Consider the following 12979-nt stretch of genomic DNA (forward strand, 5'->3'; position numbering starts at 1 on the left):
CGTTGTTTTCATAAAAAGTGTTATTAAATGAGCTTGTGGTTGATGCCAACAATAAATAAAAACCTATGCCTGGGGAATGCATGGGACAAGCTCTGCGCACCCGTCGTGCGTAGTGCGTGGGTAGGGATGAAAAAAAGTGTAAAAAACCTCCGGAATTCCCCGGAACGATATCACATTAACCCGGGTAATTACTATGCCTTCATGGGCAGGATTCGCATAGTACGGATGTATCCCTCCTCGAACCAGAAGAGGTGTTGGACATCTTTAATGGATATTATATTTCCCAAAAGATCACGGATAATCTGATGTACTTCCACAACGACCTCGCCGGAGCCTATGGCGTCACATTGAACGGGCTTGAAGTGCGGATCGATATATTCCCACTGACGTTGCCAATATTGGCGGATCTCTTCATGGCCCGATACGAACCCGCCTTCCATACCGTTTGCCCAGCTTACGTCGTGGTGCATGGAATCCAGGACTGCCTCGATATCGCGGGCGTTGATAGATTCGTACATTCTGTACAAAAGAGCCTTCCGGTCGGTTTGCAGGGTAGTCATGGGAAGCAGCATTTTACGGAAGATGCCACTTCCTGTTCCTCCCGCCAACCGAATTACCATGAACGAACCGTTCGGGCGATAATTGTTGCGTTTACACGGTCTGCCGCGGCGGGATTATTCGTACCGCAAGGATTTGGCGGGATTTACACGTGCCGCTTTGAGCGTATGTATGCCGACCGTCAGCAAGGCCACGATCACAACCGCCGCGCTGGGCAATGCAAAGAGCCACCAGGTTAACGGAATGCGATACGCGAAGTCCTGTAACCAGGTATTCATAACGCCCCAGGACAATGGCACGGCCAGCATAATAGCGATGACCATGAGGACAAGGTAATCCTTACTCATCAGACGCAGGATGCCGGGCACGGTGGCTCCGAGCACCTTCCGCACACCGATCTCTTTGGTTCGTTGAATGGCCGTGAGCGAGGAAAGCCCGAACAAGCCAAGACAGGCGATAAAGATGGCCAACCCCGAGAATATACTAAACACACTCCGGAACTGTTTGTCGGCCCGGTATTGCTGCTCGTAATGCTCATCCAGGAAGAAGTGAATGAAGGGGTTGCCCGGAAATACATTTTTCCATTCCGTTTCAAACCGCACCAGTGATTCCTTCACGTTTGCCGTATTGAATTTGATGGAATACATCCCGCCGGGCGCGCTGTTATACCGGAATATCAACGGGTCGTAGGCCTTCTTCAGCGACTCCTGGTGGTAGTCTTTCACGACACCGGCTATGCGAAAAGTATCTCCCCAGAAAAAGATCTGGTCGTTGATCGCATCTTCTATCTTCTTAAAGCCCATGAGCCGTGTAGCCGATTCGTTCAGCAGCACGTTCTTATATTCTTGTTTGTTGGCATCCGAGAATCCGCGGCCTGCGGCCACCTCCAGGCCATAGGCTTTTATAAAACCACCGTCCATCATGATGACGCGATATTGTTGGGCGTCTTCATCGGTCTGGCTAAGCGTACGGATCCCCCCCGCGTTCCATCCCGGTTGGCGACCCGGCACTTCTGTCGAGGCACAGACACTGACCACCTCGGGGTATTGGCTTATGCGCTCCTTAAATACCTGGAACTTGTTCTCGTAGGTCGAGTCGACAATGTTCGGCGAGTGGATGACCACCGTTTGTTGAATGTCGACACCCAACTGCTGGTCTTGCATAAAACTGATCTGCTGGTACACGGTGAATGTTCCCACGATCAGGGTGATCGAGGTTATGAATTGTACCACGACCATTCCTTTCCTAAAGAACACGCCCTTGTTCGTGTTCTTAAAGCGACCTTTTAACACTTCCACGGGCCTGTAGGCCGACAATACAAAGGCCGGGTATAGGCCCGAAACAACAGCGCCCGCAACGATCAATGCAGCCGTCCAGCCCCAGAAAGAGGACTGCTGAAAGAGTGTATAGCCGATTTCACGACCGGTCAATGTACTGAACGATGGCATCAGCATCACCGCCAGTAAAATGGCGATGAATACGGCGACCACGTTGAGCAGCAGCGACTCAAATAAAAACTGTTGTACCAGCTGGGCCCGGAATCCTCCCATTACTTTCCGCACACCTACCTCGCGGGCACGTTCTACCGATTTGGCAGTCGAAAGGTTTATATAGTTGATCCAGGCGATGATCAGGATCAGCCCGGCTACGATGGAAAGAAAATAGGTAGCCTGCCGGTCTCCATTGGCTTTAAATTCACCAATGAAATTGGAGTCGAGGTGAATAGTGTTAACGGGTTGCAGGTGAAACTTCATGTCGGCGTTGTAGCGCTTCAGCTCCTCGCCTGCCTTCTTTTGCACGTACGCCGGCAATTTGGCCTCCAGCGCCTTTACGTCGGCACGCTCGTTCAGCAGTATATATGTCAGGAAGCCGTCCCACATCCACGAGAGCATGGGATCGTTGTTCAATTTCTCCAGGCTTGTGAACGAGAGCAATGCATGGATCTGCATGTGTGAGTTGATCGGAAGATCTTCAAATACGCCGGTGACCTCATATTCCGTCTTGCCGTTGTTCTTCATGACCTTGCCCACCGGGTTTTCGTCACCAAAGTATTTCTTCGCCAGGCTTTTCGAGATCACCATCTGGAAGGGCTTCTTTAATACGGCCGAGTCCACGCCGTCCAGCAGCCTGACTGAGAATATGCGGAAGAAATCTTCGGATGCGAAGAATACATTCTCTTCTTTAAAATATACATCGCCGTGAGACAACAGGGCGTTGGTGCCAGAAAGCCGTACATACCGCGCTACCTCCGGGAAGTCGGTTTTTAGGTCGGGGCCAATGCCCGCGCAACCCGATGCCCAGCGTGTGGACAGCTCGCCTTTGTCATACCGGTCCAGCTGTACGCGGAAAATGCGGTCTTTCTCGTCGTGAAAGTCATCGTAGCTGAACTCGTGAAGCACATATTGTGTGATGAGCATGCATGCCATCATGCCGATGGCCAGGCCGAGGATGTTGATGGCGGTGAATCCTTTGTTGCGCGATATGTAGCGCAGGACAGCCGTGAAGTAATTTTTGATCATAGGCAAGCGGACGTTAACAGGTATACCGGCCTTACGCCGAAAGGTTACAGCCCTGGGGGCAAGTACGGTGCCATTTCTCAGGTGCCTTAAACCGATGTGCAAGGCGCTTTTTCCGAGTCCGATAGATGGTATAAATGAACAGTGCTTGTCCGCAAACGGACGCCAGGCTACAGCCGTTTGGTGCTTTCCAGCTTGCGGTTGATGATGCGAATGACCTCGTCCAGCTCATTGGCGGCTTCCTGCAGGCGGACGATGATCTCCTCATGCTCGTGGCGCAGCTCCTGAAGCTTGGCCAGTTCCACGAGGCCTAATATTCTGGCCAGCGGGCCTCGCACCTCGTGCGCGGTAAAGAATGCGTACTCCAGCAGCCGTTGATTTTTGGCGGCGATCTCCTCGGTCCGCTCGCGCACCATGGACTCGAGGTTTTCGTTCATCTGGTTGACCTCGTGGTTGAGCTTCAGAAGTGCGTCCTTGGCTTCGGCGTTGCTTTTATTCAGGCCATAGAATTTATAGCCGAGCATGATGGCCAGGATCAGGATCACGGTTACGCCGGCGATCGCGATGTACTGACGCCGCACAATACGCTTTTGGAATCCCAGCTCCTGCTCCTTCTTTTCAAATTCGTAGATCACTTGTATGGTGGCGATCTGCTCTTTGCTTTGCCGGCCATAGATCTCCTGCTCCAGGGTTGCCAGGGCGCGTGTATAGTACAGCGCCGAATCAAGATCTCCGGTCTTTTCAAAACATGTGGCCAGGAACCGCATGGCTTCGACCTCCTCGCGGCGGATGTGATGCCGGTGTGCTACCGCAATGGTGGCCCGCAGGTAATCATAAGCGGAGTCATATTGCTCCTGGGCGAGGAACATCTCGCCAAGCTTTTTATAGGATGCGGTGATCTGCAGGTTATCTTCTATTCGTTGTGCCTGCTGCAGGCCCTGCTTGTAGAACGATGTGGCTGCGGGGAAGTCCCGCTGCCGGGCATATACCTCTCCTATCTGTAACAACGCGTGGCTGATCCCTACATCATCGTGCAATCCCTTGTATCGCTCCAGGGCGGTTTGTCCTGTCCGGAGCGCCTGTTCGTACTTGCCCGTGCCGGTGTAGTAATCCGCTATCGACAGGAGCGAATTTGCAACGCCAAGGCTATCACCCATTTTTCGTTTTAACCCGATGGAGCGTCGCGCGAACGTATAGGCCTGTTCGTATTCTTTATTGAGATTGAAGATGAGGGCCAGGTTATGTAAAATTTTCGCCTCGCCGCCGAAGTCTTTCAGCTCTTCGTATAGCTTGAGCGACTGGTAGTAATATTCGGTGGCAGCGGTGTATTCGCTCCGAACGTAATAGATCACGCCGGCAATCTTAAGCGCGTCGGCCAAACCCTTTTTATAGTGCGCCTCACGCGCACGGCCGATGGACTCGCGCACGATCTTCTCGGCTTCTTCTACAGACGTACGCGTGTAAAATGTCGCAATGCTATTGAGCTGGTCAACGCGCTGAAGCGGGTCGACTACGGCAGGTAGTGATTTCAGAAGTGAATCGATCTTACTCTGCTGGGCGATGCCGGTAACCGACAGCCCTAAAACACTTAACACAAGTACAGCAAAAATCTTCATCAGAACACAATACCAGCAGGCAAACAAGCCGCTAATATAGGTTAAAATAATTCTTTTGCTATGCGATAGATCGGATCGGATTTACCCATGGAATAAAAATGGAGTGTTGGAACACCCTTTTTGATCAATTCTTTCGATTGCTCGATGCACCAGGCAATGCCCAACTCTTTGACAGCAGCATTATCCCTGCACTTTTCAGCTTCGTCGACAAGCGCCTCGGGTATATCAATGTTGAATGTTTTAGGAAGAACGGTCAATTGCGCCTTGCCTGTGAGCGGTTTAATACCTGGAATAATCGGCACATGGATGTCTGCTTCCCGGCAACGGTCTACAAAATCAAAGTATTTCTGGTTGTCAAAGAACATCTGCGTGACCACATACTGTGCTCCCATGTCTACCTTAAGTTTCAGGTATTTGAGATCGGTCTTCAGGTTAGGAGCATTAAAATGCTTCTCGGGATAGCCCGCCACGCCGATGCAGAAACCTGTAGGGGCGGCGGTTTCGAGCTCTTCGTCGAGGTAAACACCGCGGTTCATTTTTACGACCTGTTCGAGCAGCTCGGACGCGTAGCGATGGCCATCGGGCTCGGGTACAAACCGGGCTTCGCTTTTGATCGCATCGCCCTGCAGCAAAAGGACGTTATCGACCCCGAGGAAGTGCAAGTCGATCAGGGCGTTCTCGGTCTCTTCGCGGCTAAAGCCACCGCAAATGATGTGCGGTACCGTGTCTACCTTGTAGTGGTTTTGAATGGCCGCACAAATGCCCACCGTGCCGGGACGCTTGCGGGTGGTGCTCTTTTCGAGCAGGCCGCCCTCCTTCTTTTTGTATACGTATTCTTCGCGGTGATAGGTAACGTCTATGAACGGTGGCTTGAACTCCATGAGCGGGTCGATGTTGCCGAACAGGTTCTTGATGTTCTCGCCTTTCAGCGGCGGCAGAATCTCCAGTGTGAACAGCGTCTTTCCGTTGGCGTTTCGCAGGTGGTCAATGACCTTCATAGCTCAGATAATTTTCTTTTTTACAGTTATAGATGTGGCGCGGCGATCTTACAGGTCGTAGCTCAGGTTGGGTGACAGCCACCTTTCGATTTCTTCCACCGGCATGTTCTTGCGCCGGGCGTATTCGGTAACCTGGTCTTTTTCGATCTTCCCGAGGCCGAAGTATTTCGAGTCGGGATGCGCGAAATAAAAGCCACTGACAGCCGCGGCCGGATACATGGCATAGGACTCCGTAAGTTGAATGCCCACCGGCTCGGCTTGCAGGATGTCGAACAGCAACCTCTTTTCAGTATGGTCGGGGCATGCCGGGTAGCCCGGGGCGGGCCGTATGCCTTTATACTTCTCCTCGATCAGGTCTTCGTTGGTGAGCTTCTCATCTTGTGCATAGCCCCAATACTCTTTGCGGACCTTCTCGTGCAGCAGCTCGGCAAAGGCTTCAGCCAACCGGTCGGCCAGGGCCTTTGCCATGATCTCGGAGTAGTCGTCCTGCTCGGCCTTATAGCGGTCGACCAGCTTCTCCAGCCCGAGGCCGGTGGTGACGGCAAACATACCGAAGTAGTCTTTGCCCCGTTCGGGCGAGACAAAGTCTGACAGGCAGAAGTTGGGCAAGCCTTGCGCCTTCTTGTTTTGCTGCCGCAGGAAGTGGAAGGTGGCAAAGGGAGCTGTGTCTCCCTGCGCCTGGAACAGGTCGATGTCGTCGCCCGTGTTGACCGCCGGGAAAAATGCAAGCACACCGTTGGCTTGTAAGCTTTTATCACGGATGATCTCGTCGAGCATCTTGTTGGCGTCGTCGTACAACTTTTTAGCCTCTGTGCCTACAACGGTGTCCTGGAAGATGCCGGGATAGCGGCCGGCGAGCATCCACGTCTGAAAGAACGGAGTCCAGTCGATATACGGCCGGATCTCGTCCAGCGGGTAGGCTATGAGTTCTTTTCTGCCGGTGAACTTCGGTGTGGCATATTGCGTGGCGCTCCAATCGATCTTTACCGGATTTTTCCGGGCCTCTTCCAACGTGATATAGCTCTTGGTCTGTTTGCGGCTTTCGTGATCCACGCGCAGTTTGGCATATTCATCCTTCATTTTCTGTTGGAAGGATGCCCGCGTCGAGGTGCTGATCAACTCACTGGCCACGGGCACGGAGCGCGAGGCGTCGAGCACGTGTACCACGGGGCCGTCGTATACGGGGTCGATCTTTACCGCCGTGTGGATGCGCGAGGTAGTGGCGCCGCCGATCAGCAGCGGCAGGTCCATTTTCTCCCGCTGCATTTCGCGGGCTACGTGTACCATTTCATCCAGGGAGGGCGTGATCAGACCGCTGAGGCCAATGACATCTACCTTCTCCCGGCGGGCAGCCTCGAGGATCTTCTCAGAGGGGACCATGACACCGAGGTCTACCACTTCGTAGTTGTTACACGCCAGCACCACACCCACGATATTCTTACCGATGTCGTGTACGTCACCTTTTACGGTGGCCATGAGCACCCTGGCGGCCGACTGCTGGGTGGTACCGTTGAGGCGTTTTTCTTCTTCCAGGTAGGGCGTGAGGTAGGCCACGGATTTTTTCATCACGCGGGCGCTCTTTACGACCTGCGGCAGGAACATCTTGCCGGCCCCGAAGAGGTCACCCACGACGTTCATGCCGGCCATGAGCGGTCCTTCGATGACGAACAGCGGGCGGCCGTATTTCTGGCGGGCCTCTTCGGTGTCGTGATCGATAAAATCGATGATGCCCTTGACGAGCGCATGCGTGAGCCGTTCTTCCACGGTGCCTTTACGCCACTCGTCGTCCTGCTCTTTCTTTTTGGCGGCGCCTTTTACGGTCTCTGCAAATTCCAGCAGGCGTTCCGTTGCGTCGTCGCGGCGGTTTAGCAATACATCTTCTACCCGCTCGAGCAGCTCTTTGTCGATCTGGTCGTATACTTCGAGCATGGTGGGATTGACGATACCCATGTCCATGCCGTGGCGGATGGCATGATAGAGGAAGACGGAGTGCATGGCTTCGCGGACCTTCTGGTTGCCGCGGAAGCTGAACGACACGTTGCTCACCCCACCGCTTACGTGCGCCCCGGGCAGGTTCTCACGGATCCACCGGGTGGCGTTGAAGAAGTCGATGGCATAATTACGGTGTTCTTCAATGCCGGTGGCTACCGGGAAGATATTGGGATCGAAGATGATATCCTGTGGCGGAAACTTCACCACGTTGACCATGATGTCGTACGCGCGCTGGCAGATGGAAATACGACGCTCGTAGGTATCGGCCTGGCCCTGCTCGTCAAAGGCCATGACCACGACAGCCGCGCCATAGCGTTTCACCAGTTTGGCCTGACGTATAAATTCTTCTTCACCTGATTTGAGGCTGATCGAGTTTACGATGCCTTTGCCTTGCAGGCATTTTAAGCCGGCTTCGATCACGTCCCACTTGGACGAGTCGACCATCACGGGTATGCGGGCGATCTCGGGCTCGGAGGCCATGAGGTTGAGGTACCGCACCATGGCCGCCTGGGCATCGAGCATGCCTTCGTCCATGTTGACGTCGATGACCTGGGCTCCGCCCCGCACCTGATCGAGCGCTACTTCGAGCGCTTCTTCGAATTTATCTTCCTTGATCAGTTTCAGGAATTTGGCGGACCCTGTTACGTTGGTCCGCTCGCCGATGTTGACAAAGTTGGAGTTGGGCGTAATTTCAACGGCTTCCAGACCGCTGAGTTTCAGTCGATAATTCATATTTGATATCCAAGGCCCGCTTCCCCCGGGGGAATCTGGGAGGGTCTGTTGTGATCTGTTTACTAATTATACCAGCTCGGTTTCCGCTACCTGCCGGGGCGTATACTTTTTGGCGATCTCCGCGATGCGGTGGATGTGGTCGGGCGTTGTGCCGCAGCAGCCGCCGAGGATGTTGACAAGCCCTTCTTTCAGAAATTCTTCCACTTGTGCACCCATCTCGTCCGCGGACTGATCATACTGACCGAATTCGTTGGGAAGGCCGGCGTTCGGGTATGCGCTTACGAAGAACGGCGCCTGCTCTTTGAGCACTTGCAGGTACGGGCGCAACGCACTTGCGCCGAGGGCGCAGTTCAAGCCGATGCTGAGCAACGGCACGTGCGATACCGAGACGAGAAATGCTTCGGTCGTCTGCCCGGACAAGGTGCGTCCGCTGGCATCGGTAATGGTGCCCGACACCATGATGGGCAGCTCGCGGCCGATCTCGTCGAATAACTCCTGAATGCCAAACAAGGCAGCCTTGACGTTGAGGGTATCGATGATCGTTTCGAGGAGCAGCAGGTCTACCCCGCCGTCTATCAGCCCTTTGGCCTGTTCTTTAAAGGCTACAACCAGTTCGTCGAACGTAATGGCTCGAAAGCCCGGGTTGTTTACATCGGGCGACAGGGAGGCCGTCTTGTTTGTCGGACCCATCGCCCCCGCGACGAACCGTGGCTTGTGCGGCTCGCGGGCTGTGAACTCGTCGGCTACCGCGCGTGCAATGCGTGCGGACTCGTAGTTGATGTCGTAGACGGCATCTTCCAGGTGGTAGTCTGCCTGGGCAATGGTCGTGCCACTGAAAGTGTTGGTTTCGATGATATCGGCGCCCGCCTCAAAATACAGGCGATGGATGTCGCGGATGATGTCGGGACGGGTGATGGACAGGATATCGTTGTTGCCTTTCAGCGGATGCGCGTGGTTCTTGAAACGTTCACCGCGAAAATCTTCTTCTGTCAGCGTGTGCCGCTGGATCATCGTGCCCATAGCGCCATCGATGATCATGATGCGTTCTTTTAGGATGTCCTGGATCTTCATAAAGCCCTCCATAGTTTTCAGATTCGTGCTATCCAGAGAGCCGTGGTTGAGACGGGGTGCCTATCTTTTCCTGGCATGGGTGATCGACGCCCGGAGTGGGATTTAGCACAACACCCTCATGCAAACGTTAGAGGATAGGATGCTAAGACTTCACAGGGCCCAATCCCTCCGTCTTTCTGAATAAGCCTTGCAAAGAAAAACAATAAGCGCTTAAAATAAAAAGGCAATAGCTTAATTTTGACTCGCATGAAGCTCGCCGCGATAGACATTGGTTCCAACGCCATCCGTTTTCAAGTCTCCACCGCGTTGGATAATGCCGCGCAGGTTGTTTTTAAGAAGCTCGAGTATGTACGCTTCCCGTTACGCCTGGGGCATGATGTCTTTACGACGGGGCGGATCAGCGCCAGGAGCATGGAGAAGTTCCGTAAGCTGATGACCACCTACAAACTATTACTGGAGCTTTACGAGGTGGATGATTACATGTTCTGTGCCACCTCGGCCATGCGCGAAGCGGAGAACGGCGCCGACCTGGCGCAGCAGGTATTGGACGAGCTCGGCGTGATCATTCACGTGATCGACGGCAACCGCGAGGCGGAGCTGATCAATCGCGCGATACATTCTTACCTGACCGACAAGACGTACCTGCACATCGATGTGGGCGGTGGTAGTACCGAGCTCAACCTGTACGCAGGCGGGCAGAAGATCCAGACCCGGTCTTTCAAGATCGGCTCGGTGCGGGTGCTGGAAAACAACGACTCGCCGCTGGTCTGGGAGGACATGGAGCGTTGGATCAGGGAGCACATCAAAAAGAGCTACGGCAAGGTGACCGCCGTCGGTACCGGCGGTAACATCAGCAAGCTTTTCGACCTGGCACAATCCAAACCCGGCAAGACCGTCTCCCTGCGAAAGATCCGGGAGACGCGTGATATGGTGAATGCGTATTCGATCGAAGACCGCATTTACAAACTGCAGATGAACCCCGATCGGGCGGATGTGATCATCCCCGCCAGCAACATCTATATCAAAGTGATGGAATGGGCGCGCGCCAGCAGCATTCTCGTGCCCGAGGTCGGTCTCAAGGACGGTATTATGCTGTACCTCTACGAAAAGAACAAACTGCAGCCAAAGCTGTTCTGATCAATACCTCCGTTTTCTCGGATCGTTGGTGCTCTTTCCTTTCTTGCGATTCTCAACCTTCAGGTCGATCAGGTAAGCCAGGGATACGCGGAAACCCTGGTTGCGTACCTTGAGCGGCTCCTGCCAGGTGGGGATCAGCGAAGGATCAAACGCCCCGTCGCTTTCCTTGCTGAGGTAACTGTGGCCGAGCTCGTAGCGCACGGTCAGAACGATCTCGCGGTCGGGCACGGGCTCGAACAGAAAGCCTGCCGTAAAGTTCAGCCCCAATTGCAAGCGCGTAGGTTTTTCTATGACTACTTCGTGTTGCGTGGCCGATTCCGGCGATTTGTTGAAGACCACTTTAACGGGCACAACGACATCGCCGTTGCTAAACTCGTGTGTGTCGTTACTTTCAATCGTGCCTTTGCCGCCAAGCCAGTAGGATATATTGGGGCCTACGCCGAGCGAATATTTAAATTCCTTTTGACCGACGTGACCTTTAAAATAAGCGGTGTACACCAGCGGAAGCTCCATGTAACGGTATGTCATCTCATATTTCAGCGGCGACACCTTCCCTTCCATGGTACGTCCCTTTGTCGAATAGATGAGTGATGAATGTAAGAAAAAACGCTTCCGTACACGAAATGCACAGTGTGCACCGAAATGGTAGCCATACTTTCCCTTGATCTTATATTCGTCTTTCAAATCCTTGTCGCCGAACGAAACCCAGGAATAATTGGCTCCGGCCACTGGTCCTACAAGAATTTGTGCGTCAGCCACTTCCACAACAGTCAAAAGCAGCAGAAAGAATACGGGTAAACCTATTTTCACTATACGTGTAATTTGAAATACGTTTAATTCGACACAAAAATACTTCATTTCACCCAAGTTAACGCGGAGTATCTGCCAATAAACCAGAAAAACGCCGTATATTCGTGAGTTTACTACAAACGTACATAACTCCGGATGCAACACTCGAAGGCGGATGGCATCTAAGTTGACTAACCAGGAGGCAGAGCCTGATTTTTTTTGGTGACCTTCGAACTATTGCCCATATGAATGGACGTAGATGACTTATTTTTTTAACTTTTGTGTTGCCCTCTCCCTGCTTCTTTGCATGACGTCCGTTCATGCCCAGAATTTCCCTGTTTATAATAATTTCTTTATCAATCCGTACCTCTACAACCCGGCCGAGGCTGTGACAGACTACACGTATGTGTACGCCCTGCACCGCCAGCAATGGACCGGGATCGAAGGCGCCCCGACGGTTTCGGCGCTGACGTTCAACACCATGGTGAACGAAAGCCGCGCGGGGTTTGGCGGTAAGATCTCGTCCTACAAACGCGGGCTGCTGACGACGAACGACATCACATTATCCTACGCGTATGCCATGCCCGTGGGGCAAAAGAACTGGCTGATGTTCGGCCTGTCCGGCGGGGCCATTTCGAACTCGATAGACATGGCCAAAATAAGCGACCCCAACGACCCCGCACTGGCGGACTATACCGCCAACATGCAGCCGGTATCGAGCTTTGGCATGCTCTACCGGTCTGGATCGGGTATAAACCTGGGCTTTGCGTTGCCGCAACTGTTCCCGCCGAAGTTTAACAATCCGGGCAGCTTTACGAATACGACGGTGTCGCCAGCCGACAATGTTTTTGTTACGGTTTACTACAAACGGAAGGTTGAAAGTAAGATCGTCAGCAAACGCCAGGGCAATGTCAAGCGAAAGGTTAAGACCAAGGAGACGATCGCTCCGCTGGAGTTTTACTTCAACTATAAATATTCGAAGTTCGGCACCAGTCAATTCGAGCTGCTCGGGAAGATCAACCTGTCCGAACATTTCTGGCTGGGGGGCTCCTACCGGTTGCCCTACGGGCTAACGGGCAATACAGGACTGAAGATAAACCGGTTCATCATGGCCTACTCGTACGAGCCGGTGAATCAACCGGAAGAGGGCTTTTCGCAAGGTACCCATGAGTTTATGCTGGGGCTGCAACTGGGTAAGAAGAAAAAATTCAAGCGGGTTGCCCCGGTACTCCGCTCTACGCTGACGAAAAACCCGGCAGAAAAACATACCGCACGCTTCCAGGAAGGAACGACAGATCCAAACGAGATCAACCAGACGGAGTCTGCCACGAAGCGTTACTTTGTTGTGGTCAAGGTCTTTGTCGACTTTAATCAGGCGGACGCCTATAAACGCCGTCTGCAGAACGAGCAGTTCAACGGCGATATTTTCTACAACCCGCAGGACCGCAAGTACTATGTGCACGTATTGGAAACGACGAAGGCGTCGGAAGCGCACGAGGAGATCAAGAACCTGAAAACCTATACCAAAATCAAACAGGCTCGTCTGCTGGTGGTTACCGGAGAGAAATAG

General features: G+C 53.2%; 7 protein-coding genes, 1 pseudogene and 1 riboswitch. Of the genes and pseudogenes, 2 read left to right on the forward strand and 6 right to left on the reverse strand.

What is annotated here, in order from left to right; all coding sequences use genetic code 11:
• Positions 1-191: 191 nt before the first annotated feature.
• The 5 genes and pseudogenes from KK078_RS17825 to metH form a co-directional block, all read right to left on the reverse strand.
• Entirely contained in the window at positions 192-560 is a 369-nt protein-coding gene (locus tag KK078_RS17825; protein ID WP_254091661.1) for a nuclear transport factor 2 family protein, read from the reverse strand.
• 114 nt (positions 561-674) lie between these two features.
• Positions 675-3077, reverse strand: coding sequence for an ABC transporter permease (locus tag KK078_RS17830; protein WP_254091662.1), 2403 nt, complete (start codon positions 3075-3077; stop codon positions 675-677).
• A 167-nt stretch (positions 3078-3244) separates the two neighbouring features.
• On the reverse strand, positions 3245-4690 hold the full coding sequence (locus KK078_RS17835; protein WP_254091663.1) for a tetratricopeptide repeat protein: 1446 nt from the start codon (positions 4688-4690) through the stop codon (positions 3245-3247).
• Between the two features lie 41 nt (positions 4691-4731).
• A complete protein-coding gene (gene metF / locus KK078_RS17840) occupies positions 4732-5688 on the reverse strand; it encodes a methylenetetrahydrofolate reductase [NAD(P)H] (RefSeq protein WP_254091664.1) in 957 nt (318 codons plus the stop codon).
• Positions 5689-5736: 48 nt separating this feature from the next.
• Positions 5737-9483 (reverse strand): annotated as a pseudogene (gene metH, locus KK078_RS17845) (methionine synthase).
• A gap of 57 nt (positions 9484-9540) precedes the next feature.
• Positions 9541-9670: riboswitch (SAM riboswitch) on the reverse strand.
• A gap of 59 nt (positions 9671-9729) precedes the next feature.
• Between metH and KK078_RS17850 the strand changes: the two are divergent.
• Positions 9730-10620, forward strand: a complete 891-nt coding sequence (locus KK078_RS17850; protein WP_254091665.1) for a Ppx/GppA phosphatase family protein — start codon at positions 9730-9732, stop codon at positions 10618-10620.
• Here the strand turns inward: KK078_RS17850 and KK078_RS17855 are convergent, their stop codons facing one another.
• On the reverse strand, positions 10621-11430 hold the full coding sequence (locus tag KK078_RS17855) for an outer membrane beta-barrel protein (protein WP_254091666.1): 810 nt from the start codon (positions 11428-11430) through the stop codon (positions 10621-10623).
• A gap of 238 nt (positions 11431-11668) precedes the next feature.
• Between KK078_RS17855 and KK078_RS17860 the strand changes: the two genes are divergently transcribed.
• Positions 11669-12979: a PorP/SprF family type IX secretion system membrane protein gene (locus KK078_RS17860; RefSeq protein ID WP_262898717.1), complete on the forward strand. Its 1311-nt coding sequence runs from the start codon at positions 11669-11671 to the stop codon at positions 12977-12979.

It is taken from the genome of Dawidia soli, from assembly GCF_018598185.1.
GTDB lineage: Bacteria > Bacteroidota > Bacteroidia > Cytophagales > Cyclobacteriaceae > Ohtaekwangia > Ohtaekwangia soli.

Coding starts and splice junctions, on each gene's coding strand:
- KK078_RS17825 (WP_254091661.1), bottom strand. CDS start 560: ATGACTACCCTGCAAACCGACCGGAAGGCTCTTTTGTACAGAATGTAC.
- KK078_RS17830 (WP_254091662.1), bottom strand. CDS start 3,077: ATGATCAAAAATTACTTCACGGCTGTCCTGCGCTACATATCGCGCAAC.
- KK078_RS17835 (WP_254091663.1), bottom strand. CDS start 4,690: ATGAAGATTTTTGCTGTACTTGTGTTAAGTGTTTTAGGGCTGTCGGTT.
- metF (WP_254091664.1), bottom strand. CDS start 5,688: ATGAAGGTCATTGACCACCTGCGAAACGCCAACGGAAAGACGCTGTTC.
- KK078_RS17850 (WP_254091665.1), top strand. CDS start 9,730: ATGAAGCTCGCCGCGATAGACATTGGTTCCAACGCCATCCGTTTTCAA.
- KK078_RS17860 (WP_262898717.1), top strand. CDS start 11,669: ATGACTTATTTTTTTAACTTTTGTGTTGCCCTCTCCCTGCTTCTTTGC.